Source organism: Micromonospora sp. NPDC000668, assembly GCF_042897975.1.
In the GTDB taxonomy this organism is placed as follows: Bacteria; Actinomycetota; Actinomycetes; order Mycobacteriales; family Micromonosporaceae; genus Micromonospora.
In genome coordinates this window covers 109,209-133,906 of record NZ_JBIAYP010000003.1, presented here as the reverse complement: position 1 = coordinate 133,906, position 24,698 = coordinate 109,209, and the positions used below count along the sequence as shown (strand labels likewise).

The window sequence follows — 24,698 nt, the reverse complement described above, 5'->3', positions numbered from 1 at the left end:
ATCCCCGGCGACGACACGCCGGGCCGGCTACGGCTGCGGGCCGGTCCAGTCCAGGCAGACCACCACCGCGTCGTCGACCAGGTCACCGGACACGAACGCGCGCAGGTCCCCGATCAGCGACCGGACGGCGTCCAGCGGCTCCATCGGGCCGGTCCGCCGAAGGAACCGGTCCAGCGCCGTCTCGCCGTAGCGCACGTCCTGCCCGGTGGCGTCCACCACCCCGTCGCTGACCACGAAGAGCCGGTCGCCGCGCTCCAGCGGAAACCGCTGCTCGTGGTAGTCGGTCGCCTCGAACATGCCGAGCGGGAACTGCGCCTCCAGCGGCTGCTCGGTGACCTCTCCGTCACGCAGCAGGACCAGGCGGGGCGAGCCGGCGTCGACCACGGTCATCACCCCGGAGCGCAGGTCCAGCTCCATCAGCAGCGCGGACAGGTGCCGTTCACCCCGGTACTCGTCGTACAGGGCCTGGTCGGCGAGGGCGGCCTGGTCGGCCAGGCCGAGCCCGCCCCGGCGGGCGTTGCGGAGCGCGTGGGTGGCCAGTGAGGTGAGCAGGGAGGCCGCGACACCCTCGCCGGTGCCGTTGATGGTGGACAACCAGAGCCGCTGCCCGTCGTCGGACCAGTCGAAGCCGTCGCCGCGCACCGTGTACGCCGGCTCCAACTGCCCGGCCAGACTGAACGAGGGCCGGATCCGGCTGCGGCCCGGCAGCAGGTCCCACTGCATCTCGGCGGCCAGGGTGAGCCGCTGGCTGCGCCGCGTGGCGCGGTAGACGTCGGTGCCCGCGGAGACGGCGGCCAGCTCGTGGGCGAGCGCGGTGGTGATGTCGGCCAGCTCGCCGAGGAGGGCAGGGTCGTCCGGGACCGGTGCCAGTCGCAGCACGCCCCGACGCTCGCCGCGCATGCTGACCGGGAGCCAGGCGGTGCCGTCGGCGAGCACCGGCGACTGATGGTCGAAGGCGCGCCAGGCGGGGTGCCCGGGACCCGTGATGGGATCACCCTCGGTGAGGGGCAACAGCTTCGAGAGCCGGTAGTCGACCTGGTACAGCTCCGCCTCGGTGATCCCGTACGACGGGGCCAGAACATCCCCGATGCCGACGACGAGTCGATCGGCGGGTGTCTCGTTCAGGGCGCGTCGTGCCCGATTGACCGTTTCGCTCATCACCACTCCCTTGATCAAAGCTCGACCACCAGTGGGTTCGGAGTAGTCTCGGGCCACCATGGCCGAACTGCACGGTCCGCCGGACCCCGAGACGAGTATGGCTGCCGCATTAGACGCGGCAGCGGCTGCCCTGCTGACCGTGTGGGAGTCCGCCCGGGAGAGGACGGCCAACCGGGTCTCCGGAGCCCAGCTACGGGCTGTGATGGTGGTGGAGCAATTCGACGGGATCAACCTTCGCCGGCTCGCCTCCCGACTCGACATGCTGCTCAGCTCCGCCAGTCGGCTCTGCGACCGGCTGGTCGCCGCCGGAATGCTGGAGCGCGAGCCGGGTCGGTTCGACCGGCGGGAGATCGCCCTGCACCTCACGCCGGAGGCCCAGCGGCTCCTCGCCGAGCTGCGGGCCAACCGGCAGGCACAGCTCGCCGCCGTGCTGAACGGGATGACACCGGCGGGACGCAACGCGCTGCTGCGGGGGATGCAGGAGTTCGACGAGACCGCCCGTCGGCAGCGGAGCCAGAACGTGCAGGCGCCGGGTGGGCCGGACGGCCCGGACCGGCCGACCGGGCAGACGGACTCGGTGGAGGATCCGGACGGGCCGACCCGGGCGGTGTGGCCGGGCGTCTCGGGTGGCCCGGAGCGGACCGTCGGCGCATCCCGGGAGCAGCCCACCGGTGAGCCCCCGGTGGCCCGGACCGCCTGACGCCCCGTCGGTCACGCCGGTGCTGACGCACGCACGGCCAGCATCGCGATGTCGTCGTGGGCCTGCCCGTCCAGCCATTCGTCGACCAACTGGAGCAGCCAGTCGACCAGCGCTGCCGGAGGCAGCCCGGCCGCCGAGGCGAGCGCGGCGCTCAGCCGGGCCTCGCCGAACATCTCCACGCCGCGCGGCCCGCCGCGCGGCCCGCGATGCTCGGCGTCGAAGCTCTCAGTGTCGTCGGCGATCGCCCGGGCCAGTGCCGGCACCGGGCACCGGGACAGGTCGACGCCCGCGGTGATCTCCGGGAGCAGCTCCGTCGCAGTGGCGTTGACCAGGGTGACCCGCCCGCCCGCATCGGTCGTCAGCACGGCCTCGGCGAGCCCGTCGAGCAGCTCCCGGGCCAACTGGGAGTCGGCCGGCAGCGGATGGCCGGTGGGCTGTCGGGTCGTGCTCACCGCCCGACGCCGGCCCCCGTCTGACGACCTCTGCACATGCTGTTCCTGGCTCCTTGCCCGGGGATCGTTGCTGGAGGGAAAGCGTACCGAGCCCCTCCGACGGACGCCCAGAGCGGACGGCCCGGCTCAGCCGCAGCGGGCCAGCCAGCCGGCGGGCCGGGCGACGATCCGGCGGACCACCGAGCCGGCCGCGCCCACCGCGGCGGCTTCCGCGCCGAGCGTCGCCGGCCGGACCGTGACCGGTGACCAGGCGGCGGTGAGCACCCGGCTGGCGATCTCGGCGAGCACCGGCGGGCACAGCCAGGGCGCCAGCGGTGCGTATCCGCCGCCGAGCACCACGGTGTCCAGGTCCAGCAGGTTGACCACGCCGGCCACCGCGACACCGAGCGCGGTCCCGGCGTCGTGCAGCGCCCGCAGCGCGGCGGCGTCGCCCCCCTCGGCCAACTCGGCCAGGCGCGCGGTCGCGGTGTCCGCGGGAAGCTCCGCCCGGGCCAGCCCGGCGGCGGCCACGATGGCCTCCTGCCCGGCGTACTGCTCCAGGCAGCCCCGCCCGCCGCAGCGGCACGGAAGGCCCTGCGGGTGGACCGGGAGGTGCCCGATCTCGCCGCTCCAACCGCGGACGCCACGGAACAGCGCCCCGTCCAGCACGATCCCGGCGCCGATGCCGACCTCGCCGGAGATGTGCAGGAAGCTGGCCGGGCCGGGCGGCCGGGAGTGCAGTTCGCCGAGCGCCGCGAGGTTGGCCTCGTTGTCCACCACCAGTGCCGGCATGCCGGGCACCTGCTCGGTCAGCGGGGAATGCCTGGCGAGCAGTGCGGGCACCGGCACGTCCCGCCAGCCGAGGTTCGGCGCGAGCCGGACCATCCCGGCGTCGTCCACCAGGCCGGGCACGGCGAGCGCGGCCCCGGCCAGGGTCAGGCCCTGCCGGGCGGCGTCGGCGCGGGCCTGTCCGGCCAGCTCGACCAGTCGGGCCAGGGCGTCGGCGGGGTCGACCGGGCGCAGGTCGGCTCGGTGCACGGTCCGGTGCCGGACCTGGCCGGCGAGGTCCACCACGCAGACCGCCAGGTAGTCGACGTTGACCTCCAGGCCGAGCCCGGCCGGCCCTTGGTCGGCCAGCACCAGACCCCGGGCCGGGCGGCCGGCGCCGGATCGGGGCGCCGGATCGGCCTCGCTGACCAGTTGGCCGGCGAGCAGGTCCTCGACCACCGCGGAGACGGTGGCCCGGGTCAGGCCGGTCGCCGTGGCCAAATCGGCCCGGGACGGGGGTCGGTCGGCGGCGGCGATCCGGCCGAGCACCAGGGCGAGGTTGAGCTCGCGCAGGCTGCCCTGACGGACCGCACCGGCAGGGGCGTTGGTGGGGCTCACCCCTTGACAGTGCCATACGTCGCGCAAATAATTCAATCGTTGAACAAATAGTGGACGACACCACCCCACCACCCCCGGAGGTTCCTCATGGCACCCCGTCCCACCCCCGCTGACAAGTTCTCCTTCGGGCTCTGGACCGTGGGTTGGCAGGCCCGCGATCCGTTCGGTGACGCGACCCGTCCCGAGCTGGACCCGGTCGAGTCGGTGCACCGCCTCGCCGAGCTGGGCGCGTACGGGATCACCTTCCACGACGACGACCTGGTCCCGTTCGGGGCCGACGCCGCCACCCGTGACCAGCACATCGCCCGATTCCGCAAGGCTCTCGACGAGACCGGCCTGGTGGTGCCGATGGTCACCACCAACCTCTTCAACCACCCGGTCTTCAAGGACGGCGGCTTCACCAGCAACGACCGCGACGTCCGCCGCTACGCGCTGCGCAAGGTGCTGCGCAACGTCGACCTGGCCGCCGAGCTGGGTGCCAGCACCTTCGTGATGTGGGGCGGCCGGGAGGGCTCCGAGTACGACGTCGCCAAGGACGTCCGTGCCGCGCTGGACCGCTACCGCGAGGCGGTCGACCTGCTCACCCAGTACGTCATCGACCGGGGCTACAACCTGCGCTTCGCGCTGGAGCCCAAGCCCAACGAGCCGCGTGGTGACATCCTGCTGCCCACCATCGGGCACGCACTGGCCTTCATCTCCCAGCTGGCCCACCCGGAGCTGGTCGGCCTCAACCCCGAGGTCGGGCACGAGCAGATGGCCGGGCTCAACTACGCCCACGGCATCGCCCAGGCGCTCTGGCAGGGCAAGCTGTTCCACCTTGACCTCAACGGTCAGCGCGGCATCAAGTACGACCAGGACCTGGTCTTCGGCCACGGCGACCTGCTCAACGCGTTCGCCCTGGTGGATCTGCTGGAGAACGGCGGCCCGGACGGCGGTCCGACCTACGACGGGCCCCGGCACTTCGACTACAAGCCCTCCCGGACCGAGGACATGGCCGGGGTGTGGGCGTCGGCAGCGGCCAACATGAGCACGTACCTGCTGCTCAAGGAGCGGGCCGCGGCGTTCCGCGAGGACCCCGAGGTGGCCGAGGCGCTCGCCGTCAGCAAGGTCGCCGAGCTGACCACCCCGACGCTGAACCCCGGCGAGGGGTACGACGAGCTGCGCGCCGACCGGTCCGCCTTCGAGGAGTTCGACGCCGACGCGGTGGCCGCCCGGGGCTTCGGCTTCGTCCGGCTCAACCAGCTCGCCGTCGAGCACCTGCTCGGCGCCCGCTGAGGCCCGCCATGCCGCTGGTCGCAGGCGTTGACTCGTCCACCCAGTCCTGCAAGGTGGTGATCCGGGACGCGGAGACCGGTGCCCTGCTCCGGCAGGGCCGGGCGCCGCACCCGGACGGCACCGAGGTCGACCCGGAAGCCTGGTGGCAGGCGCTGGGCAGCGCCGCCGACCAGGCCGGCGGGCTGGCCGACGTGGCGGCGGTCTCGGTCGCCGGCCAGCAGCACGGCATGGTCTGCCTCGACGAGGCCGGCCGGGTGGTCCGCCCGGCGCTGCTGTGGAACGACACCCGCTCCGCCGACGCCGCCGCCGAGCTGGTCGAGGAGGCCGGCGGCGGCGCGGTCGGGCGCCAGTTCTGGGCCGAGGCCACCGGCAGCGTGCCGGTGGCCAGCTTCACCATCACCAAGCTGCGCTGGCTGGCCCGGCACGAGCCGGAGCTGGCGGCCCGGGTGGCCGCCGTCTGCCTGCCGCACGACTGGCTGACCTGGCGGCTGGCCGGCGCGCCAGGGCTGGCCGCGTTGCGTACCGACCGGGGTGACGCCAGCGGCACGGGTTACTGGTCGCCGGCCACCGGCGGCTACCGGCTGGACCTGCTGGAGCGGGCCTTCGGCCGGCGGCTGGCGGTGCCCGAGGTGCTCGGCCCGGCCGAGTCGGCCGGCACGCTGCCGGCCGGGAAGCTGGGTGGGCCGGGCGGTGCGCTGCTCGGCGCGGGCACCGGGGACAACGCCGCCGCCGCGCTCGGCGTCGGCGCCGGCCCGGGCGACGTGGTCGTCTCGATCGGCACTTCCGGCACGGTGTTCAGCGTCGCCGACGTGGCGGCGGCCGACGAGAGTGGCGCGGTGGCCGGCTTCGCCGACGCGGCCGGACGATTCCTGCCGCTGGTCTGCACGCTGAACGCCGCCCGGGTGCTGGACGCCGCCGCCGCGATGCTCGGGGTCGGCCTGGACGAGCTGGCCGAGCTGGCGCTGTCCGCGCCGGCGGGGGCGGACGGGCTGGTGATGGTTCCCTACCTGGAGGGGGAGCGGACGCCGAACCGACCGCTGGCCACCGGCGCGGTGCACGGCCTGACCCTGCGCACCTCGACTCCCGCGCATCTGGCTCGGGCCGCCGTGGAGGGCATGCTCTGCGCGCTCGCCGACGGCCTGGACGCGCTGAGGGCTCAGGGCGCCACCGTCCGCCGGGTCATCCTGGTCGGCGGCGGGGCACGGTCGGTCGCGGTGCGCCGGATCGCGCCGCAGGTCTTCGGCTGCCCGGTGGTCGTTCCGCCAGCCGGGGAGTACGTCGCCGACGGCGCCGCCCGGCAGGCCGCCTGGGTCGCCCTGGGCGGTCCGACGCCGCCCGCCTGGGCGGTCGAGGGCACCGAGGAGTACGGCGCCGAGCCCGTCCCCGCCGTCCGTGACCAGTACGCCGCCGCTCGGGGGTTGGTCCTCGACCGCCGCTGACCGGCGGCACCCACCCGCGTGACGCACCCGTCGGCGCGGTCTGGTTGGCTGCCGGTCATGACCGTGACCAGTGACGGGCCTCGGCGGGCCAGGGGCGGCAGCCGGGCGCACCGGCTGTACAGCGTCGTGGTGTTCGTGCTGCTCGCCTCACTGGACAATGTGGCGATCGGGCTGGTGCCGCCGCTGTACGGGCCGATCTCCGACGCGTTCGCCGTGTCGGCGCGGTTGCTCGGCCTGGTCACCGCGGTCAGCTTCCTGGTCAGCGCGGTGGCCGCGGTCGGCTGGGCGTACGTCGGCGACCGGACCAACCGCAAACCCCTGCTCATGGTGGGCACGCTGCTCTGGGCGGCGGGCACCGGAGGCAGTGCGTTCGCCGGCGACTACCTGACGTTCCTGGCCGCGCAGATGGTCGCGGCGGTCGGTCTCGGTGCGGTCGGCTCGGTGGGCTTCTCGGTGGTCACCGACCTGATCTCACCGACCCGACGAGGGCTGGTGATGAGCTTCTGGGGGCTGTCCCAGGGCGTCGGCACACTGGCCGGCACGCTGGTCGGCGGGCTGCTCGGCGCGACCGACTGGCGGCGTCCGTTCCTGGTGCTGACCGGCGTGGGCCTGGCCGCCACCATGGCCTACCTGTTCACCTACGACATCCGGCGTGGCCAGAGCGAGCCGGAGCTGGCCGAGGCACTGGAGGCCGGAGCCGAGTACGACTACCGGATCAGCCGGGCCGACCTGCCGCGAATCCTGGCCCGGCGGACCAACCGGTGGCTGATCCTGCAGGGCCTGACCGCGCAGGCCGCCTTCGGCTCGCTGGTCTGGCTGCCGGTGCTCTTCGCCGAGCGGGCCGAGGACCAGGGCTACTCGGAGTCGACAGCGGTGGTGGTGGGCAGTGTCTTCGCCACGCTGTTCCAGCTCGGCGGCGTGCTCTCCATCGTCGGTGGGCTGATCGGCGACGCGGTGCAGCGGCGTACCCCTCGGGGCCGGGCACTGGTCGCCGCGGTCGGCATCCTCGCCGCGCTGCCGTTCTACCTGGTGCTGTTCTTCGTGCCGGTGACCATCGACGTGCCGGACGGCGGCAGCACCGGCGCGGTGGTCGGCGCCGTGCTGTCCAGTGTGTTCACCGAGCCGACGGTCGGGCTGAGCCTGCTGACCGCGGTGGTGGCGCTGGCGCTGACCTCGGCCAACTCGCCGAACTGGTTCGCGCTGATCGCCGACGTCAACCCGCCGGAGCACCGGGGCACCGTGTACAGCCTGGGCAACCTGGTCAACGGGGTCGGCCGGGCGGCCGGCAACGGGCTGGTCGGGGCGGCCTTCCAGGGCCTGCGTACGGCGTTCCCGCCGCCGCTGAACTTCGCCGTCGGGCTGGCCGCGTTCCAGCTCTTCTTCATTCCCACCGGCATCATGTACTGGCTCGCCTCGCGGACCTCACCGGCGGACATCGAAAACGTGCACGACCTGCTGCACACCCGCGCCGACCGTCTCTGATCCGACCCCGCCGGCTGCGCTCGGCGGCGCCGTCCCGCCGCCCCCGGCCCTCGCCGGCCCATCCCGTCGGCCCGGTCAGGAGCAGGGGTCGACGGGATGGGCCGGTTGGGTTGAGGTCAGCCGCGCAGCCAGACCGTCACGTCGGTCGGGACCGCGCCGTCGTCGTCCAGCGGCGCGCTGGCGGCCAGCAACTCGGCACCGGCCGGAACCGGCACCGGGGCGTCACCGAAGTTGGTCAGCACGGTCAGCCCGCCATTGCGGAAGGTCAGCACCTCGTCGCCGGAGGACAACCACTCCAGCGTGCCGCGACCCAGCCCGTGGGCACGGCGCAACCGCAGGGCCGTGCGGTACAGCTCGTACGTCGATCCGGGCACGTCGCGCTGCCGGTCCAGGGCGTACTCCGCGAACAGCGGTGGCTGCGGCAGCCAGCTGGCGTCGGTCGGGCCGAAGCCGTACGACGGCGCGTCGGCCTCCCACGGGATCGGCACCCGGCAGCCGTCGCGACCACGCTGGGTGTGCCCGCTACGCAGCCAGGTCGGGTCCTGCCGGGCCTCGTCGGGCATCGTGGTGTGCTCGGGCAGCCCCAGCTCCTCGCCCTGGTAGAGGTAGGCCGAGCCGGGCAGGGCCAGCATCAGCAGGGTGGCCGCCCGGGCCCGGCGCAGGCCGAGTGCGGCGTCCGGCTGCGGGTCGCCGATCCCGATGCCGTTGGGCCGGCCGGCGCCGATCGGCAGGCCGAGCCGGGAGGCGTGCCGCACCACGTCGTGGTTGGACAGCACCCAGGTGGTCGGCGCGCCGACCGAGTCGGTCGCCTCCAGCGAGCGGGTGATCACCGCGTACTGGGCCGGTGCGGTCCAGGAGGCGAGCAGGTACTCGAAGTTGAACGCCTGGTGCATCTCGTCCGGGCGGACGTAGCGGGCCAGCCGCTCGGCCGGCTCCACCCACGCCTCGGCGACCAGCACCCGCTCGCCGGGGTAGCTGTCCAGGACCTGCCGCCACTGCCGGTAGATCTCGTGCACGCCCTCCTGGTCCCACATCGGCGGGCGCGGCTTGTCCACCTCGTTGCCGGAGAGGATCTCCTGCGGCTCCTGCCAGTCGGCCAGGTCGGCCTGCTTGACCAGGCCGTGCGCCACGTCGACGCGGAAGCCGTCGACCCCACGGTCCAGCCAGAACCGCAGCACGTCCAGGAACTCCGCGTGCACCTCGGGGTTGTCCCAGTTCAGGTCGGGCTGGCCGGTGTCGAACAGGTGCAGGTACCACTGGCCGGGCCGCCCGTCCGGGTCGACCGTGCGAGTCCAGGCCGGGCCGCCGAAGACGCTCTGCCAGTCGTTCGGCGGCTGGTCGCCGGCCGGGCCGAGGCCGTCGCGGAAGATGTACCGGGCCCGCTCCGGGCTGCCGGGTGCGGTGGGCAGCGCGGCTCGGAACCAGCGGTGCGCCGAGGAGGTGTGGTTCGGCACCAGGTCGACGATCACCCGCAGACCGCGGGAGCGGGCCTCGGCGATCAGCTTGTCCGCGTCCGAGAGGGTGCCGAACAGCGGATCGACGTCCCGGTAGTCGGCCACGTCGTAGCCGGCGTCGGCCTGCGGCGACGGGTAGAACGGGGAGAGCCACACCGCGTCCACGCCCAGCTCGACCAGGTGGTCGAGGCGGGCGGTGATGCCCGGCAGGTCGCCGACCCCGTCGCCGTCCGAGTCGGCGAACGAGCGGGGGTAGATCTGGTAGATGGCGGCTTCGGTCCACCAGCCGGTGATCGGGTCGCCGGAGGGGATCTGCTGCGTCGGGTCGGTGTTCAGGGTCGTCTCCCGTGTCGAGCTGTGGGTGGACTGCCGGGCGGTGCTGCTGCCGGCCACGTCGCCGCCAGCCGCCGGCCGGCGGCGGATGGGTCCGTTCAGTGTGCCCGGGGTGGTGCGGTCGAGTCCCGGACCACCAGCCGAGTGGGCAGGATCACCGGGGTCTCGCAGCCGGCGGTCCGCTGACCGACGATCGGGCCCACGCTCCGGGCCCCGAGCGGGTCGAGCAGCATCCGGGCGGCCAGCCGGCCCTGCTCGGCGGCGGGCTGGGCGATGGTGCTGAGCCCGAGCACGCCGGCCAGGTCGTGGTCGTCGATGCCGATCACGCTGACGTCCTGCGGTACGCGCAGCCCGGCGTCGCGCAGCGCGGTCATCGCGCCCATCGCCATCTCGTCGCAGGCCGCGAAGATCGCGGTCGGCGGCTCGCCCCGGGCCAGCAGTTCGGCGGCGGCCCGGTTGCCGCCGTCGATGGTGAACGTCGACTCGACGTCCAGGCTCGGGTCGGGTCGCAGGCCGGCGGCCCGCAGCTCCGCCTGGTAGCCCCGGCGTCGGTCCAGGTGGGTGGTGAAGGCCAGTTCGTCGTCGGGGTCACCGGAGATGTGCGCGATCCGGTGGTGACCGAGGTCGAGCAGGTGCCGGGTGGCGGTCCGGGCGGCGGCCACGTCGTCGATCCGCACGCACGGCCAGTTGGGCACCCTGGTCCCCGAGCTGATGGTCACACCGGGCAGGTCCAGGGTGGCCAGCGCGGTCAGGTCGGCCGGCCGCAGCGGCGTGGCGACCAGCATGATCGCGTCCACCCGCTTGTGCAGGTTGGCGGTGCGCAGCACCCGTTGGCGGACCTGTTCCCGGCCGCCCAGGTTGTACAGCAGCAGGTCGTAGCCGGACTGGTGGAGGAACTCCTCGACCGCCTCGACGATGGTGCTGAAGAACCAGCGGGTGATCCGGGGGACCACCACAGCGACCGTGCCGGTCCGGCCGCCAGCGAGCCGGGACGCACTCGGCGAGACCTCGTAGTCGAGCTGCTCGGCGGCGGCTAGTACCCGGCGTCGGGTGGCCGCCGAGACCGTCGGCAGCCCGCGCAGTGCCCGCGAAACGGTGGCTGTGGACACTCCGGCCAGCCGGGCGACATCATCAATCTTCGTCACGGTTCCCCCGCTCCGTACCCGCATGCCCGCCGCCGCCCGAGGGGCCAGGCGGCGGCGGGCATGCGGGTCAGCCCTTGACGCTGCCGGCGAGCAGACCTCGCACGAAGTAGCGCTGGAGGGACAGGAACACGATGAGCGGTACGACGATCGAGACGAACGCGCCGGCAGTCAGCCGCTGCCACTCGTTGCCCCGGGTGCCGGCCATCTCGGCCAGCCGGACGGTGAGCGGAGCTGTCTCGTTGCCACCGCCAGCGAAGATCAGCGCGACCAGCAGGTCGTTCCAGACCCAGAGGAACTGGAAGATGCCGAACGCGGCCAGCGCCGGCATGATCAGCGGCAGCACGATGCTGCGGAAGATCTTCGGGTGGCTGGCCCCGTCTACCCGGGCCGCCTCCATCAGGTCTCCCGGCAGTTGCGAGATGAAGTTGTGCAGCAGGAAGACGGCGAACGGGAGCGCGAAGCAGGTGTGCGCGAACCACACCTGGGCGAACTTCTGTTCGTCGACCAGATCCCAGGCCGGCATCAGGGTCACGCCGCCGAGGGTGACGCCGGTGGAGAAGAACTTCAGCAGCGGCACCAGGGCCATCTGCAACGGCACGATCTGCAACGCGAAGATCGCGATGTAGAGCCAGTCCCGGCCACGGAAGTTGATCCACGCCAGCGCGTACGCGGCCAGAGCCGCGAAGGCGAGCGGGAAGAGCACCGAGGGGATGGTGATCGCCAACGAGTTGACGAAGTAGCTCGCGAGCTGCCCGGATGACGACGACCGCCCGAACAGGACCTGCTGGTAGTTCTCCAGCGTGAACTGCGGGTTGGTGAAGGCGGTCCACCAGCCGGTGGTCTTGATCTCGTCCTCCGGCCGGAGGGAGGAGATGAACAGGCCGAAGGTCGGGATGGTCCAGACCACCGCGATGACGACCGAGACAAGGGTCGCGGTACGGCTGTTCAGCCGCTTGCGGACCCGCCCGGCGGTGGTGGGCGTGGTGCCGTCGGTCTTCTGGGTGCCGGCGGCCACGGTGGGCGTTGCGGTGGTCATCTCAGCCCTCCCGCTGCTGACGGAGGTTGCGGATCTGGTAGATCACGACCGGGATGACCAGGATGAAGAGGAAGACCGCGAGTGCGGAGCCCTGCCCGTTCTGGCCGTACCGGAACGCCTGGTTGTACATCTCGCTGGCGATCACGTTGGTGTCGTAGTTGCCGTTGGTCGAGGTCCGGACGATGTCGAAGACCTTGAGCGTGGCGATCGTGAGCGTCACCACCACGACGATCAGCGCCGGCCGGATGCTCGGCATGGTGATCCGCCAGAACATCTGCCACGGGCTGACGCCGTCGAGTCGGGCGGCCTCCACGATGTCACCGGGGATGGACTTGATCGCGGCGGAGAGCACCACCATGGCGAAACCGGCCTGGATCCAGACCATGATGACGATCAGCAGCAGCGTGTTCAGCGGTGATTCGAGCAGCCACTGCTTGGGCTCACCGCCGAGGCTGACCACGATCTGGTTGAGCAGACCGATCTGGTCGCCGTCGCCGCGGTAGGCGTAGACGAACTTCCAGATGATGCTGGCGCCGACGAAGGAGATCGCCATCGGCAGGAAGATCAGTGATTTGGCCACCGCCTCGAAGCGGGCCTTGTCCACCAGGACGGCGTAGATCAGGCCGAACGCGGTCGCAACCAGCGGGACCAGGACCACCCAGACCAGGGTGTTGATCAGGACCCGGATGATCGAGCCGTCGGAGAACAGCCAGCCGTAGTTGCGCAGCCCGACCCAGTTGTTGCTGCCCGCGTCCATGAAGGACAGCAGTGTGGTGCGGATGGCCGGAACGACCAACCCGACCATGAGCAGCAGCAGCGTGGGCAGCAGGAAGAAGAGCGCGAAGAGTCCCTCCCCCTGCTTGCGCCGGCGGGGGAGCGGGGTGCCGCTGACGGACGCGGCGACCAACTGCGCCTCCCGCCGCCGAGCGAACCAGGCCGGCACCACGTCGAGAAGCAGGAGCAGACCGCCCACCACCGCGACGAAAGCGATCAGCCCGTACATCAGCATGAGGAACTTCGGCTGTTCCTCCGCGAAGTCGAACTCCATCGACCCTCCCAGGTCCGGATCCGCCGGTGGGCCGGCCCGCGGGTGCGGACCGGCCCACCGTTCAGATCACTTCCAGCTGCTCTCGATGCCCTGGAGCACCGGTGCGGTGTCCTTGCCGTTGATCCACTCGACCATGCCCTTCCAGAACGTCCCCGCGCCGACCGCGGCCGGCATCAGGTCGGATCCGTCGAAGCGGAAGACGCCGCTCTTGTCCTGCAGGATCTGGACGGAGAGCTTGTCGATCGGGCTGGCGACATTGGCGATGTCCAGCTTGTTGTTCGCCGTGACCCAGTTGCCCAGCTTCGCGCGGCTGTTGACGTACTCGCTGGAGGCGAGGTAGGTCTGCACCGCCTGGACCTCGGGGCGGTCGGCGTAGGCGACGACGAACTCGCCCGCGCCCAGCACCGGCTTGCCCTTGGCGGGGTCGATGGCCGGGAAGTAGAACGCGAAGGCGTCACCGTCCTCGGCCACCTTGGTGCCCTCGGGGAACTGGTTGGCGTAGAAGGACGCCTGCCGGTGCATGGCGCACTTGCCGGTGGTGACGGGCAGGCCGGCCTCACCGAAGGCGGTGGTGCCGATGCTCTTCACGCCGCCGAAGCCGCCGTTCATGTACTTCTCGTTCTTCAGGATGGTGCCGGCCCGGTTGACCGCGTCGACGATCCGCGGGTCGTTGAACGGGATGGCGTGGGTCGTCCACTGGTCGTAGACCTCGGGGGTCTGCGTCCGCAGCAGCACGTCCTCGATCCAGTCCGTGGCCGGCCAGCCGGTGGCGTCACCGGACTCGATGCCGGCGCACCACGGCTTGACGCCGCTCGCAGCGATCGTGTCGCTGAGCTTGATCATGTCGTCCCAGCTGGTCGGGACCGCCCAGCCCTTCTCCTTGAAGAGCTTCGGCGAGTACCAGACGAAGGACTTCACGTTGGCGCCGAGTGGCACGCCGTAGAGGGTGCCGTTGACGGTGCCGTACTTCAGCCAGTCGGCCGGCAGGTTCTGCTCGGCCATCGTCTTGGTGTCGGCACCGAGGGACTTCAGCTTGCCCGCGTCGGCGAACCGCTTGACCAGACCCGGCTGGGGCACGAACGCCAGGTCGGGCGCGTTGCCGCCGTCGACCCGGACCGGGAGCTGCGCCTCGAACTCGGCGTTGCCCTCGTAGTCGATCTCGATGCCGGTGCACTCGGTGAACTGCGACCACGACCGCTCCAGCAGGTCGGCCTCGGCGTCACGGATGGACGCGTAGATGGAGACCTTCTTGCCGTCGTGGCCCTCGTACTTGTCGTATGCGGCACACTCCGCGGAGCCCGCGTTGTCGCTCTTCTTGTCGTCGCCGGTACCGCAAGCGGTGGCGCTGAGCGCCAGCCCGAGTACGCCGGCGATCGCGAAGGCCTGGCGTGGTCTGGTAAAGACCGCCATGCCGTCCTCCTTTCTAGCCGGCGCGGTCGTGCTCAAAGGCCCGGCGCCGGTCCCGATGGGCGTGCACACATGTAAGCGCTTGCATCGGGTTCGGTCCAGCCCCTGTCAGACACGAGCGAGTAACAATCCGGAAACCTCCGGGCTGCCTCATGGGCGCGCTCCCGGGCCAGATCTTCGACTCTTTCGAAGGATGACGATATCTGTCAGGCTGAGTGCTACGCATCGAAGGTTTTCGACATAGGAGGAGCTGTATGCGTAAGCGGTGGATCAGCCTGCTGGTGACGGGTCTGCTCGTCGGGGGAGTCCTGGCCCCGGCGAGCCCGGCGCTGGCCGCGCCGACTTTCAAAGTGCCGTTCCCGTGCGGCCAGTCCTGGACCGGGCAGACCCGGACGAACCACAGCCCGGCGAACGCCGTCGACTTCAACCGCACCGACGACCTCGGTGACCCGGTGGTGGCCAGCGCGCCCGGCACCGTCGACCGGGTGACCGACCTCGGCGGCACCAGCTACGGCAAGTACGTCCGAATCAACCACGGTGGCGGTTACAGCACGTACTACGCCCACCTCAACGGCTTCAACGTCTCGGTCGGGCAGACGGTCGCCTACGGAAAGGTGCTCGGCTGGGTCGGCAGCACCGGCGGCTCGACCGGCCCGCACCTGCACTACGAGCAGCGCCTCAACGGCAGCGACATCCAGGTCCGATTCAACGGCACCCTCGCGCTCTACTGGGGCAGCAGGAGCTACACCAGCGACAACGGTTGCAGCTCGGGCGCCGGTTCCGGCACGGTCGACACCAGCGGCACCCCGCTGACCGTCCGCTCCGGCCCCGGCACCGGGTACGCCTCGGTGGGGACCGTCGCCGACGGCACCCGGGTGACCATCGCCTGCCAGACCAGCGGCACCACGGTCACCGGCACCTACGGCACCAGCTCGATCTGGGACCGGATTGGCAGTGGCCGCTACATCGCCGACGCGTACGTGTACACGGGTCACGACGGCTACATCCCCAACGTGCCCCGCTGCTGACCCGGGAACGGCCACGGTCCCCGGCGGGCGCCGCCGCCGGGGACCGGTAGGTCAGGAGTTCAGCCGCCAGATCGACAGGTTCAGTGCGGCAGCGAAGGTGACCCAGGCCCAGTAGGGCAGCAACAGCGCCGCCGCGACCCGCGAGGCCCGGGCGAACAACACCACCGTGAGCCCGATGGCCAGCCACATCGCCACGATCTCGGCGAACGCCAGCCCGTACTGCCCCGCGCCGAAGAACAGCGGGGTCCAGATCGCGTTGAGCACCAGTTGGGCGGTCCACGCCCAGAGCGGCGGGGAGAAGCCGACCCGGCGCCAGACCAGCCAGCCGGCCACCGCGATCAGCGCGTAGAGCAGCGACCAGGCCGGGCCGAACAGCCACGAGGGCGGTGCCCAGCTGGGTTGCCGCAGGCTCGCGTACTCCTCGGTGGTGCCCTGTACCCCCAGCCCTCCGATCGCGGCCGCGACGAAGACGGCCGCCACGAAGCCGACCAGCGCCCAGCGCGACCGTCGGTTGGAGGTTGGACGCACGTCCTGCGATCTCTTCACGGTCAAGATGTTTCCGTCTGGTCGGCGGTCAAACGCTGCACCGGCCAGGCAGGGCTCGCGCCCAGGTTGCCGCCGCCGGTGCCCGCGCCAGCACGGTCCTGTCGAGCTGCCCCAGATCTGGACCGGTCTGCGCCGTGACCGTACTCGTGCCGATACTCCCTCGTAGGCCAAACCGCTGTGCAGCCCTCGCCGTGGCCGAACCGGTGGGCGCGGATGGCGTTGCGGGGCGGTCGTGGCTGAACCGGGGGTGGGGGTGGTGTTGGGGCGCGGTTGTGGCTGAACCGGGGGTGGGGATGGTCTTGCGGGGCGATCTGGCTGAACCGGGGGTGGGGGTGGTGTTGGGGCGCGGTTGTGGCTGAACCGGGGGTGGGGGTGGTGTTGGGGCGCGGTTGTGGCTGAACCGGGGGTGGGGGTGGTGTTGGGGCGCGGTTGTGGCCGAACCGGGGGTGGGGGTGGTGTTGGGGCGCGGTCGTGGCCGAACCGGTCGGTGCGGGTGGCGTTGCGGCGCGGTCGGGTGTTCGCGGGTGGGCGGGGACGCCGTCGTGGCCCGACTGGTGCGCTCACGTCGTGGCGGCCAACTGGCGCGCACATGCTGTAACTGGTGCTGGCTCCGGCGCCCCATATCTGGGGCAGCTCGACAGGGACTGAAGGGGGCACCCGGGCGGGGGCGGCCGGGCGGGACGCCTCCGCCTGGATGCTCAGACCCTCGGACAGAGCGGCCTCGGACAGCACAGCGCTCTCGGACAGCACAACGCCGGGGTCGCCGCGGGCGGTGCTCCTGTCGGGAGGACGGAGCTCCGGTCGCGGCGACCCCGGCGGGTCCCGGTGTTACGAGATACGAACGTCAATTGAAGATGCTGACACCACCCGGGCCGACCAACAGCCCGACGACGATGAGGACGATGCCCCACAGGATCTGCCGGCGGAACAGCGCGAGAATGCCGGCGACCACGAGTACGACTGCGAGAATCCAGAGAATCAGCTCCATGACCTCTGACTACCCGACCCGCCGATCGGGGAAACCTGGTCGGTGTCAAGTTGATCGCCCACGTGGAAGACGCTGTACGCCTGCTTGATCACCGGGTGCGCGACGTTGCGTACGCGTACCCCGCCGGGGGTGGTGCCCCGCTCGGTGCCGGCGTGCGCGTGCCCGTGCAGGGCGAGCGCGGTGGGGGCCGAGTCGATCGCCTGCCCCAGCTGGTACGAGCCGAGGAACGGGTAGATCTCCAGCGGCTCGCCGGCCAGCGTGTCCGGCACCGGTGAGTAGTGGGTGAGCGCGACCAGCATGTCGCAGTCCAGCTGGCGCAGTGCGTCACCGAGCCGGTCCGCGCTGTCGTTGGTGGTTTGGACGAACGCCTTCATCTCCGGCTCGCCGAAGTCGCTCGCACACCGACCGGCGAACCCGCCGCCGAACCCCTTGACGCCGGCGATGCCGAGTCGCCCGCCCGCGCAGTCCAGCACGACGCCGTTGCCCTCCAGTACGGTGATGCCCGCGTCCTCGAGCACCTTGACCACCTGCGGCACCTGGTCACACTGGTGGTCGTGGTTGCCCAGCACGGTCACCACGGGCACGGCCAACCCGCCGAACTCCTGCGCGACGCAGCGCGCCTCGGCCTCGGTACCGTGCCGGGTCAGATCCCCGGCCAGCAGCAGCACGTCGGCGCACTCCGGCAGCTCCTCCAGCGCGGGGCGGAACCGGCCGACCACGTCCTCGTCCAGATGTACGTCGCCCACGGCGGCGATCCGGATCACCATGGAACCTCCCTCAGGGCAGTTGCTCGATCTCCGTGGGCGCCTGAACACGGATCACCCCGATGTCGCTGGTGATCGGCACGTCCGGGAAACGCGCGGCCACCCGGCGCAGGATCTCCTCGCGCCGGTGCGGGCTCTCCACCTCGCCGTAGAGCACGAGGGCGCGTTCCCGCCGCACCACGGTGATCCCCTGTTCGGCGACGGCCGGGTCCTCGGCCAGCAGCCGGTGGATCTCCGCCTCGACGTACTCGTCCGGCGGCCCGGCGCCGCTGTCGCGATGGTGGGTCACGGTGTCCCCTCTCCTGCCTGGGTGCCGGCTTCCGGCACCACCTCCAGCCGGTCCAGCAGCACCAGGAACGCCTCGGCGTACGGCGAGTGCTGCGTCTCCTTGCGTACCCGTTCCCAGTCGATCTGCTCCCGCAGCGACCGGGCCAGCGGTAGGCCGCGGGCGAAGTCGCAGTAGTGCTGGGAGAAGCTGAGCAGCTTGTGCACCATCAGCTGGGTGGCGGACAGAACCGGCATGTGAATCGCGTCGACCGGCCGGATGACCGTGTCGCCGAACGTCTCCTCGGTCACCGGCGTCTCGATCGGCCGGTGGATCAGGTCCACCATCCGCCCGTCGTCGAAGACCTTCACCAGCCAGTCCTCTGGGGGACGCTCGGCGACGAAGCCGGCGGCCACCAGGGCCTCCAGCGACCGTTCGACGTCGGCCTCCCGGATCAGGAAGTCGACGTCGTGGTCGCTGGAGTGGCCACCGTGGGCGTAGACGGCGAAGCTGCCGCCGAGCGCGAACGGGATCTCGGACTGCTTGAGCACGGCGGCGACCTTCTTGAGGGTGTGCACCAGACTCTCGTCCCCGCGCTCAGCCATCTGGTTCTCCCGTCGGTCAGGTCGGTGGACAGGCGGTTGGATTTGAATCTCCCGTACCCGGCATTCCGGTCGGCCACACCTGGTCCGGTCGCGGGCGGGTGCCAACCGGGATGAAGCACCATAAACCTCGCCGACTCGGAGCGCGGGTCGGATAACCTGTCGAGGGTGGCCAGATCAACGGGGATGCGACGCAGCAGGGCCCGGTTGCGCACCGTCGCCCTGATCGGCATTGACGGTTCGGGCAAGACCACCCAGGCGCACCGGCTGGCCGACGCGTTGACCGCCGCTGGCCGCCCGGCCAAGTACCGGCGCAACGCGAGCGGGCGCCGCTGGCTCGGCCGGGTCGCCCACCGGTTCGGCCGCCCCGACGCCCAGCGACTTGTCGGGCGCGACGGCATGCTGGCGGTGGAGTCCGTGCTGCGCTGGCTCGCCATCGCAGCCGCGCTGCTCAGCTGCCTGCTCACCGGCCGGACGGCGGTGATGGACCGGTACTCGGCCTGCCAGTACGCCAGCATCCGGGCCCATGGCGGGCACCGCTGGGAGCGGCTGGCCCGGGCCGGCTACCGGTGCTTCCCGACGCCCCAGGTGACCTTCCTGCTCGCCGTCGACCCGGCCGAGGCGTACCGACGGATCGAACAGCGCGGCACCGACCACGAGACGATGGGCTGGCTGACCGCGGCCGACACCGCCTACCGCGCCCTGCCCGAGTACCCGACCTTCGTGTTGGTGGACGCGGGCCGCCCGGCCGAGGAGGTGACCGAGCAGATTCAGGCGCACCTGGCGACCTGGCTGCCGCCCGACGCCCGTCCCGACCCCGCCCGTCCGTCGGCCGTTCCGCCGCCGTCCGACGTGCCGCCTGAGCCGTCCGTGCCGGAGCCGTCGGCGTCGCCGCCACCCGTCGTGACCACGTCCGCCGAGCCGGCGGCGGGGGAGCAGAGCGGTCGCTATCCCGCCGGGCCGCTGGTGGCTCAGGCCCGCCCGTAGACCGGGACGGTGGCGCCGCTGGTCGGTGCGGACTCCGCCGACGCGAGGAAGTGGATCACCGGCGCGATCTCGGCCGGGGTCACCCAGCGGGAGTGGTCGGCGTCGGGCTGCGCGGCCCGGTTCGCCGGGGTGTCGATGACGCTGGGCAGAATGGTGTTGCATCGCACATTGCGGGACCGGTACTCCACGGCGACCGCGTTGGCGAAGGCGAGCACGGCCGCCTTGGCCGTGACATAGCCGGCCGCGCCGGGAAACGGGGCGACCGCCGCGCGGGCCGAGACGCAGACCACCGCGCCGCCGCCAGCCGACACCAGGTGCGGCAGCGCGGCCTGGGTGACCAGGTAGGTCGGCCGCAGGTTGGCGGTGAGCATCCGCTCGAACTCCTCGACCGGTGTCTCGTGCACCAGCCCGCCGCTGGCGTACCCCCCGACAAGGTTGACCACCGCCCGCAGTGGCGCCGCCGGCTCACCGGCGGCGGCCTCGACCGCCCGTGCCGCGCCGGCCGGGTCGGTCAGGTCCGCGACCAGCCGGACCGGCCCGTCCACTGCCGGCTCCGACCGGGGCCGGGCTTCCCGCTCCGGTACGACCACCCGCCAGCCGGCCGTCAAGAAGGTGGCGACGACCGCCCCGCCGAGCCCGCCCGTACCTCCGGTCACCAGCACACTGCGATCTGCCATGCGCCCACGCTAGCGGCCACTCCGGCGGCGGGGCAGGCTGCGGGCCGGCTGCGGGAGCGCTCTGCCGAGAGCAGAGCGGCTTGGTGAACAGCCCACCAGCGGCGCAGCATCAGCGGATGCGGATCCTCATTCTCGGTGGCACCCGGTTCCTCGGCCGGGCACTGGCCCAGCTCGCCGTCGCGCAGGGGCACGACGTGACCTGCGCCGCCCGGGGCGTCTCCGGCACCGCCCCGGCCGAGGCCCGGTTCGTGCCGGTCGACCGGGACGACCCGGACGGCCTGGCGCCGCTCGCCAGGGAGGGCTTCGACGCGGTGGTGGACGTGACCCGCCAGGTCAGTCATGCCCGGCACGCGCTGGCCGCGCTGGCCAATCAGGTCGGCCACTGGTCGTTCGTGTCGACGGTTTCGGTGTACGCCGACAACACCACCCCCGGCCAGAACGCGGCGGACGCGCCGGTGCTGGCACCCGCCCCGCCGGACGTGGACGGTCCGGTCGGCCCGGACAACCGCTGGTACGGCGAGTGCAAGGTGAGCATCGAGCAGCTGGTCCGGGAGCGGATGGGCGAGGACCGCTCGTTCATCTGCCGGGCGGGGCTGATCGTGGGGGCGGAAGATCCGAGCGACCGCTTTCCGTACTGGGTGCGGCGACTGTCGGCCGGTGGGGAGGTGCTCGCGCCCGGACGCCAGACCGACCGCGTGCAGTTCGTGGACGTCGCCGATCTGGCGGCCTGGCTACTGCACGCCGCCGGCACCCGCCTCACCGGCACGTACGACGGCAGCGGCCCGGCGCTGTCCCGAGCTGACCTGTTGGCCGGGGTGGCCGCCGGGCTGGGCGTCGCCGATCCGCTCCTCACCTGGGTCGACCAGGGTTTTCTGCTGGTCCGGGACGTACGCGAGTGGTCGGGGGAGCGGGCACTGCCGCTGTGGGTGCGGCTGCCGGAGTGGGGCGGCCTGATGGATCGGGACGTCCGACCGGCGCTCGACGCCGGACTGGCGGTCCGGCCGCTGTCCGACACCGTTCGGGCGACCGCGACCTGGATGGCCGCACAACCAGCCGCCGTCCGGCAGGGCGGACTGGACCCGGCGGATGAGGCGGCGCTCCTGGGGGAGTGGCACGCTGTGCAGGACGGGTGATCCCGATCGACGGTACTTTTCCCATCACGGCCAGTCATGGTTGACGCTCACGCCTCATGAAAGTAAGTTTCATCCGTGGCGAAGAGTCCGAAGATTTCCGCGAGTCACGAGCCCGGTGGGCTGATCGTCCACATCAGTGGCCTGCTTCCGTCGCTGTCGCCAGCCGAACAGCGGGTGGCCCGTCTGGTCGTGTCCGACCCGGCGGCCGCCGCCCGGCGGACCATCACCGATCTCGCCACCGCGGCCGAGACATCCGAGGCGACCGTCATCCGGTTCTGCCGGTCGGTCGGCATGGACGGCTACCCGCAGCTGCGCATCCGGCTCGCCGCCGAGGCCGCGCGCCGGATCGAGCCGCCGGACGCCCGGGTGGTCGGCGGTGACATCCCGCCCGGCGCCGACCTCGCCCAGATCATCGCCACCATTGCCTTCAACGACGCACGCGCGGTGGAGGAGACTGCCGAGCAACTCGACCCGGCCGTCTGTGAGCAGGTGGTCGAGGCGATCGCCAACGCCGGCCGGATCGACATCTACGGCGCCGGGGCCAGCGGGTTCGTCGCCTCCGACTTCCAACAGAAGCTGCACCGCATCGGCCGGATCGCCTTCTACTTCCCGGACGTGCACACCGCGCTGACCTCGGCGGCCCTGCTCGGTCGCGGCGACGTGGCGATCGGCATCTCGCACACCGGCACCACCTCCGACGTGATCGAGGTGCTGGAGCAGGCCCGGACGCGGGGCGCCGCCACCGTGGCACTGACCAACTTCCCGCGCTCGCCGATCACCGACGTGGCCGACTTCGTGTTGACCACCGCCGCCCGCGAGACCACCTACCGTTCCGGCGCGACGGCCAGCCGACTGGCCCAGCTCACGGTGGTCGACTGCCTCTTCGTGGGCGTGGCCGCCCGCAACCGCTCCAGGGCGCGTAAGGCCCTTGAGGCGACGGCGGAAGCGGTCCAGTCGCACCGGGTGGGCGCCAACCGGAGGCGGGGATGACGGCCGGCGTGGAGCCCGACGAGGACACGCCAGCACGCCCCGCCCGCCCGACGGTCCGGGTGGGTGCCCCGACCGAACGGCGCAACCCGCTGAGCGTCGACCTCGACCTGATGTCGACCCGCGACGTGCTCACCGTTATCAACGAGGCCGACCGGCGGGTACCGGCGGCGGTCGCCGCGGTGCTCGACGAGATCGCCGCAACGGTCGATCTGGCAGTCGCGGCGCTGCGTGGCGGCCACCGGGTGCACTACTTCGGGGCCGGCACCTCCGGCCGCCTGGGTGTGCTCGACGCGGCCGAGCTGGCACCGACCTTCAACTCGCCCCGGCACTGGTTCTGCTCCCACCTCGCCGGTGGGCCGGACGCGATGTGGCGGGCCGTGGAGGACGCCGAGGACGACGAGCGGGGCGGCGCGGTCGATGCGGCCGGGTGTGTGCACGCCGGCGACCTGGTGGTCGGTCTGGCCGCCAGCGGACGCACCCCGTACGTCCTCGGGGCGCTCGCCGCGTCCCGCGCCACGGGTGCCTCGACGGTGCTGCTCTGCGCCAATCCGGAGGCGGAGGCCGCCCGGTCGGTCGACGTGTTCATTGGGGTGGACACCGGACCGGAGGTGGTCACCGGGTCGACCCGGATGAAGGCGGGCACCGCGCAGAAGTTGGTGCTCAACACGTTCTCCACCGCCGTCATGGTGCGCCTGGGACGGGTCTACTCGAACCTCATGATCGACATGGTGGCCACCAACGCGAAACTCCGTGGGCGGATGATTTCGATCCTGGTCGAGGCCACCGGCTGCTCGGAGGAGATCTCCCGGCGGGCCCTCAACGAGGCCGACGGCGATCTGAAGACCGCGCTGGTCTCGCTGGTCTCCGGTGCCGAGGTCGCCGCCGCCCGGGCCGCGCTGGCCCGCTCTGCCGACCAGGTTCGCGGCGCGCTGGCCCTGCTCGCCTCCTAGCCCCCAAACCCCGTACCGACGGATGGGAAGCGAACGGGGCTCCGGATTGTTCATCTGGCCGGGGGGTAATACCACCTCCGTAGATGAACCGACCGGTCCACCGGTGCGTATCTGGCAGTGACCAGGATCGCAGCTCGGTGGTGACCCGGGTCGCTGTGCCCCCGCGGCGGGCGGTGTTGCCATAGTTGCGGGCGTTCGGCGATTCGTCGACCCGCCAACCCGTACGTGGTGCCCAGAGGCGAGCCACCCGGCGGGTGCTGACAGCAAACGTGGACCGTGCTCTCAGCTACTACTCAGGCATTCGTGACACTTTCGACTCAGGACATGGAATCCCTGACACGTCTCATCTGTTGTGTAGGTGTCAGCACCGGTGGGCACAACAGAAGGTTACCGGGGAAGGGCTGACGGACGTGGGGACGGCAAGGAACCGGGCAACCGGCGCGAGCGAGGGGACCGTGGGCAACGTGGACAAGAACATCGGCATGCGCACCGACGAGGTTGCCGAGGAGCGCGACCTGGTCGGCGTCTACCTGCACGAGATCTCCCGGACGCCACTGCTGGACGCCGCCAAGGAGGTCGATCTCTCCAAGGCGATCGAGACCGGCCTCTACGCTGAGCACCTGCTCGGCGAGGACCGCGTCCCCGCCGGTGTCGACCGGGCTGACCTGGAGTGGCTGGTCGTCGAGGGGGAGCGCGCGAAGGACCTCTTCATCCGCGCCAACCTGCGACTGGTCGTGTCAATCGCCCGCCGTTACGTGCGCTCGGGCATGCCCATGCTGGATCTGATCCAGGAGGGCAACACCGGCCTCGTCCGGGCGGTCGAGAAGTTCGACTACGAGCGCGGCTACAAGTTCTCCACCTACGCCACCTGGTGGATCCGCCAGGCCATCAGCCGGGCGATCGCCCAGCAGGAGCGCACGGTCCGTCTTCCGGTGCACCTCGTGGAGGACGTCAACCGGATGCGCAACGTGGCCCGGCAGCTCACCCGTGAGCTGGGTGGCGACCCGGAGCCGGACCAGATCGCGGCCGCCCTCGGCGTCACCGTCGAGCGGGTCAACGAGCTACGCCGCTGGTCGCAGGACACCGTCTCGCTGGACACCCCGGTGGGCGACGACGGCGACACGAACCTCGGTGACCTGGTCGCCGACAGTGACGCGCCGTCGCCGGAGGACATCGTCCTCAGCGGCCTGGAGCGGCAGCGCATCGAGGGGCTGTTGAACCACCTCGACGACCGGTCGGCCGGCATCATGCGGGCCCGGTACGGGCTTGAGGACGGCCGCGAGCACTCGCTCACCGAGGTCGCGTCCCGGTTCTCCCTGTCCCGCGAACGGATCCGGCAGCTGGAGATCCAGGCCCTCGGCCGGCTCCGTGAGCTGGCCCGGGCAGAGGGGCTGCAGGCAGCCTGACCTGCTAGTAATGACGGCGAACGGCCGGCGTCCGATAGGGGGACGCCGGCCGTTCGCCGTATCCGGTC

At 71.8% G+C, this 24,698-nt stretch carries 24 protein-coding genes; 10 read left to right on the top strand and 14 right to left on the bottom strand.

Annotation, left to right across the window (positions count from 1 at the left end; all coding sequences use genetic code 11):
• Window positions 1-27 precede the first annotated feature (27 nt).
• Window positions 28-1,158, bottom strand: a complete 1,131-nt coding sequence (locus ACFY29_RS16845; protein WP_386987075.1) for a PP2C family protein-serine/threonine phosphatase — start codon at window positions 1,156-1,158, stop codon at window positions 28-30.
• 58 nt (window positions 1,159-1,216) lie between these two features.
• On the opposite strand from ACFY29_RS16845, the gene ACFY29_RS16840 reads away from it, so the two are divergent.
• A complete protein-coding gene (locus tag ACFY29_RS16840) occupies window positions 1,217-1,858 on the top strand; it encodes a MarR family winged helix-turn-helix transcriptional regulator (RefSeq protein ID WP_386987072.1) in 642 nt (213 codons plus the stop codon).
• An 11-nt stretch (window positions 1,859-1,869) separates the two neighbouring features.
• Here the strand turns inward: ACFY29_RS16840 and ACFY29_RS16835 are convergent, their stop codons facing one another.
• Together ACFY29_RS16835 and ACFY29_RS16830 are read right to left on the bottom strand one after the other, a co-directional pair.
• On the bottom strand, window positions 1,870-2,310 hold the full coding sequence (locus ACFY29_RS16835; RefSeq protein ID WP_386987070.1) for a SpoIIE family protein phosphatase: 441 nt from the start codon (window positions 2,308-2,310) through the stop codon (window positions 1,870-1,872).
• Window positions 2,311-2,436: 126 nt separating this feature from the next.
• Window positions 2,437-3,675 carry an ROK family protein gene (locus tag ACFY29_RS16830; RefSeq protein WP_386987067.1) on the bottom strand — a complete coding sequence of 413 codons (1,239 nt, stop codon included), beginning with the start codon at window positions 3,673-3,675 and terminating at the stop codon, window positions 2,437-2,439.
• 87 nt (window positions 3,676-3,762) lie between these two features.
• Here ACFY29_RS16830 and xylA point away from each other — a divergent pair, with 87 nt between their 5' ends.
• The 3 genes from xylA to ACFY29_RS16815 are packed head-to-tail and all read left to right on the top strand — an operon-like array spanning window position 3,763 to window position 7,871.
• Window positions 3,763-4,950 carry a xylose isomerase gene (gene xylA, locus ACFY29_RS16825; RefSeq protein WP_386987065.1) on the top strand — a complete coding sequence of 396 codons (1,188 nt, stop codon included), beginning with the start codon at window positions 3,763-3,765 and terminating at the stop codon, window positions 4,948-4,950.
• A gap of 8 nt (window positions 4,951-4,958) precedes the next feature.
• Window positions 4,959-6,389 (top strand): xylulokinase, encoded by a 1,431-nt coding sequence (xylB, locus tag ACFY29_RS16820; RefSeq protein ID WP_386987062.1) that lies wholly within the window; start codon window positions 4,959-4,961, stop codon window positions 6,387-6,389.
• 57 nt (window positions 6,390-6,446) lie between these two features.
• Complete coding sequence (locus ACFY29_RS16815; RefSeq protein WP_386987060.1) at window positions 6,447-7,871, top strand: MFS transporter; 1,425 nt, start codon at window positions 6,447-6,449, stop codon at window positions 7,869-7,871.
• Window positions 7,872-7,987: 116 nt separating this feature from the next.
• On the opposite strand, the gene ACFY29_RS16810 is transcribed toward ACFY29_RS16815, so the two are convergent.
• The 5 genes from ACFY29_RS16810 to ACFY29_RS16790 all read right to left on the bottom strand — a co-directional run bounded on the left by ACFY29_RS16810 (window position 7,988) and on the right by ACFY29_RS16790 (window position 14,297).
• On the bottom strand, window positions 7,988-9,661 hold the full coding sequence (locus ACFY29_RS16810) for a glycoside hydrolase family 13 protein (protein WP_386988448.1): 1,674 nt from the start codon (window positions 9,659-9,661) through the stop codon (window positions 7,988-7,990).
• Between the two features lie 95 nt (window positions 9,662-9,756).
• Window positions 9,757-10,803 (bottom strand): LacI family DNA-binding transcriptional regulator, encoded by a 1,047-nt coding sequence (locus tag ACFY29_RS16805; RefSeq protein ID WP_328419713.1) that lies wholly within the window; start codon window positions 10,801-10,803, stop codon window positions 9,757-9,759.
• Between the two features lie 67 nt (window positions 10,804-10,870).
• Window positions 10,871-11,839, bottom strand: coding sequence for a carbohydrate ABC transporter permease (locus tag ACFY29_RS16800; RefSeq protein WP_355609339.1), 969 nt, complete (start codon window positions 11,837-11,839; stop codon window positions 10,871-10,873).
• A gap of 1 nt (window position 11,840) precedes the next feature.
• Entirely contained in the window at window positions 11,841-12,887 is a 1,047-nt protein-coding gene (locus tag ACFY29_RS16795) for a sugar ABC transporter permease (RefSeq protein ID WP_355609336.1), read from the bottom strand.
• Between the two features lie 66 nt (window positions 12,888-12,953).
• The gene (locus ACFY29_RS16790; RefSeq protein WP_355609333.1) at window positions 12,954-14,297 is read right to left on the bottom strand and encodes an ABC transporter substrate-binding protein; all 1,344 of its coding nucleotides are present in this window, start codon (window positions 14,295-14,297) and stop codon (window positions 12,954-12,956) included.
• Between the two features lie 251 nt (window positions 14,298-14,548).
• Between ACFY29_RS16790 and ACFY29_RS16785 the strand changes: the two genes are divergently transcribed.
• The gene (locus ACFY29_RS16785; RefSeq protein ID WP_328419705.1) at window positions 14,549-15,322 is read left to right on the top strand and encodes a peptidoglycan DD-metalloendopeptidase family protein; all 774 of its coding nucleotides are present in this window, start codon (window positions 14,549-14,551) and stop codon (window positions 15,320-15,322) included.
• A gap of 51 nt (window positions 15,323-15,373) precedes the next feature.
• Here the strand turns inward: ACFY29_RS16785 and ACFY29_RS16780 are convergent, their stop codons facing one another.
• The 5 genes from ACFY29_RS16780 to ACFY29_RS16760 all read right to left on the bottom strand — a co-directional run bounded on the left by ACFY29_RS16780 (window position 15,374) and on the right by ACFY29_RS16760 (window position 18,532).
• Window positions 15,374-15,868 (bottom strand): TspO/MBR family protein, encoded by a 495-nt coding sequence (locus tag ACFY29_RS16780; protein ID WP_386987055.1) that lies wholly within the window; start codon window positions 15,866-15,868, stop codon window positions 15,374-15,376.
• An 844-nt stretch (window positions 15,869-16,712) separates the two neighbouring features.
• Window positions 16,713-16,856 (bottom strand): GPGG-motif small membrane protein, encoded by a 144-nt coding sequence (locus ACFY29_RS16775; RefSeq protein WP_007464364.1) that lies wholly within the window; start codon window positions 16,854-16,856, stop codon window positions 16,713-16,715.
• Window positions 16,847-17,623, bottom strand: a complete 777-nt coding sequence (locus ACFY29_RS16770; protein ID WP_386987050.1) for a metallophosphoesterase — start codon at window positions 17,621-17,623, stop codon at window positions 16,847-16,849. The genes ACFY29_RS16775 and ACFY29_RS16770 overlap by 10 nt, the downstream gene beginning before the upstream one ends.
• A gap of 10 nt (window positions 17,624-17,633) precedes the next feature.
• Window positions 17,634-17,909 carry a hypothetical protein gene (locus tag ACFY29_RS16765; protein ID WP_386987048.1) on the bottom strand — a complete coding sequence of 92 codons (276 nt, stop codon included), beginning with the start codon at window positions 17,907-17,909 and terminating at the stop codon, window positions 17,634-17,636.
• The gene (locus ACFY29_RS16760; RefSeq protein ID WP_355609457.1) at window positions 17,906-18,532 is read right to left on the bottom strand and encodes a nucleotidyltransferase family protein; all 627 of its coding nucleotides are present in this window, start codon (window positions 18,530-18,532) and stop codon (window positions 17,906-17,908) included. Before ACFY29_RS16760 ends, ACFY29_RS16765 begins: the two co-directional genes overlap by 4 nt.
• A 141-nt stretch (window positions 18,533-18,673) precedes the next feature.
• On the opposite strand from ACFY29_RS16760, the gene ACFY29_RS16755 reads away from it, so the two are divergent.
• A complete protein-coding gene (locus tag ACFY29_RS16755) occupies window positions 18,674-19,474 on the top strand; it encodes a dTMP kinase (protein ID WP_328426053.1) in 801 nt (266 codons plus the stop codon).
• On the opposite strand, the gene ACFY29_RS16750 is transcribed toward ACFY29_RS16755, so the two are convergent.
• Window positions 19,459-20,151 (bottom strand): SDR family NAD(P)-dependent oxidoreductase, encoded by a 693-nt coding sequence (locus ACFY29_RS16750; protein WP_386987046.1) that lies wholly within the window; start codon window positions 20,149-20,151, stop codon window positions 19,459-19,461. The two genes, ACFY29_RS16755 and ACFY29_RS16750, sit on opposite strands and share 16 nt — an antisense overlap.
• A gap of 116 nt (window positions 20,152-20,267) precedes the next feature.
• On the opposite strand from ACFY29_RS16750, the gene ACFY29_RS16745 reads away from it, so the two are divergent.
• From ACFY29_RS16745 to ACFY29_RS16730, 4 genes are all read left to right on the top strand, one after another.
• Window positions 20,268-21,284, top strand: coding sequence for an NAD-dependent epimerase/dehydratase family protein (locus ACFY29_RS16745; protein WP_386987043.1), 1,017 nt, complete (start codon window positions 20,268-20,270; stop codon window positions 21,282-21,284).
• A gap of 75 nt (window positions 21,285-21,359) precedes the next feature.
• Window positions 21,360-22,274 carry a MurR/RpiR family transcriptional regulator gene (locus tag ACFY29_RS16740; RefSeq protein WP_252419657.1) on the top strand — a complete coding sequence of 305 codons (915 nt, stop codon included), beginning with the start codon at window positions 21,360-21,362 and terminating at the stop codon, window positions 22,272-22,274.
• On the top strand, window positions 22,271-23,224 hold the full coding sequence (gene murQ / locus ACFY29_RS16735; RefSeq protein ID WP_328419691.1) for an N-acetylmuramic acid 6-phosphate etherase: 954 nt from the start codon (window positions 22,271-22,273) through the stop codon (window positions 23,222-23,224). Before ACFY29_RS16740 ends, murQ begins: the two co-directional genes overlap by 4 nt.
• Before the next feature lie 455 nt (window positions 23,225-23,679).
• Window positions 23,680-24,630, top strand: a complete 951-nt coding sequence (locus tag ACFY29_RS16730) for a sigma-70 family RNA polymerase sigma factor (protein ID WP_328419689.1) — start codon at window positions 23,680-23,682, stop codon at window positions 24,628-24,630.
• Window positions 24,631-24,698: the final 68 nt, after the last annotated feature.

What these genes read in the sequence shown, in the direction of transcription:
- ACFY29_RS16845 (WP_386987075.1), bottom strand. Translation starts at nt 1,158, where the DNA reads ATGAGCGAAACGGTCAATCGGGCACGACGCGCCCTGAACGAGACACCC.
- ACFY29_RS16840 (WP_386987072.1), top strand. Translation starts at nt 1,217, where the DNA reads ATGGCCGAACTGCACGGTCCGCCGGACCCCGAGACGAGTATGGCTGCC.
- xylA (WP_386987065.1), top strand. Translation starts at nt 3,763, where the DNA reads ATGGCACCCCGTCCCACCCCCGCTGACAAGTTCTCCTTCGGGCTCTGG.
- xylB (WP_386987062.1), top strand. Translation starts at nt 4,959, where the DNA reads ATGCCGCTGGTCGCAGGCGTTGACTCGTCCACCCAGTCCTGCAAGGTG.
- ACFY29_RS16815 (WP_386987060.1), top strand. Translation starts at nt 6,447, where the DNA reads ATGACCGTGACCAGTGACGGGCCTCGGCGGGCCAGGGGCGGCAGCCGG.
- ACFY29_RS16800 (WP_355609339.1), bottom strand. Translation starts at nt 11,839, where the DNA reads ATGACCACCGCAACGCCCACCGTGGCCGCCGGCACCCAGAAGACCGAC.
- ACFY29_RS16795 (WP_355609336.1), bottom strand. Translation starts at nt 12,887, where the DNA reads ATGGAGTTCGACTTCGCGGAGGAACAGCCGAAGTTCCTCATGCTGATG.
- ACFY29_RS16790 (WP_355609333.1), bottom strand. Translation starts at nt 14,297, where the DNA reads ATGGCGGTCTTTACCAGACCACGCCAGGCCTTCGCGATCGCCGGCGTA.
- ACFY29_RS16785 (WP_328419705.1), top strand. Translation starts at nt 14,549, where the DNA reads ATGCGTAAGCGGTGGATCAGCCTGCTGGTGACGGGTCTGCTCGTCGGG.
- ACFY29_RS16775 (WP_007464364.1), bottom strand. Translation starts at nt 16,856, where the DNA reads ATGGAGCTGATTCTCTGGATTCTCGCAGTCGTACTCGTGGTCGCCGGC.
- ACFY29_RS16770 (WP_386987050.1), bottom strand. Translation starts at nt 17,623, where the DNA reads ATGGTGATCCGGATCGCCGCCGTGGGCGACGTACATCTGGACGAGGAC.
- ACFY29_RS16755 (WP_328426053.1), top strand. Translation starts at nt 18,674, where the DNA reads ATGCGACGCAGCAGGGCCCGGTTGCGCACCGTCGCCCTGATCGGCATT.
- ACFY29_RS16750 (WP_386987046.1), bottom strand. Translation starts at nt 20,151, where the DNA reads ATGGCAGATCGCAGTGTGCTGGTGACCGGAGGTACGGGCGGGCTCGGC.
- ACFY29_RS16745 (WP_386987043.1), top strand. Translation starts at nt 20,268, where the DNA reads ATGCGGATCCTCATTCTCGGTGGCACCCGGTTCCTCGGCCGGGCACTG.
- murQ (WP_328419691.1), top strand. Translation starts at nt 22,271, where the DNA reads ATGACGGCCGGCGTGGAGCCCGACGAGGACACGCCAGCACGCCCCGCC.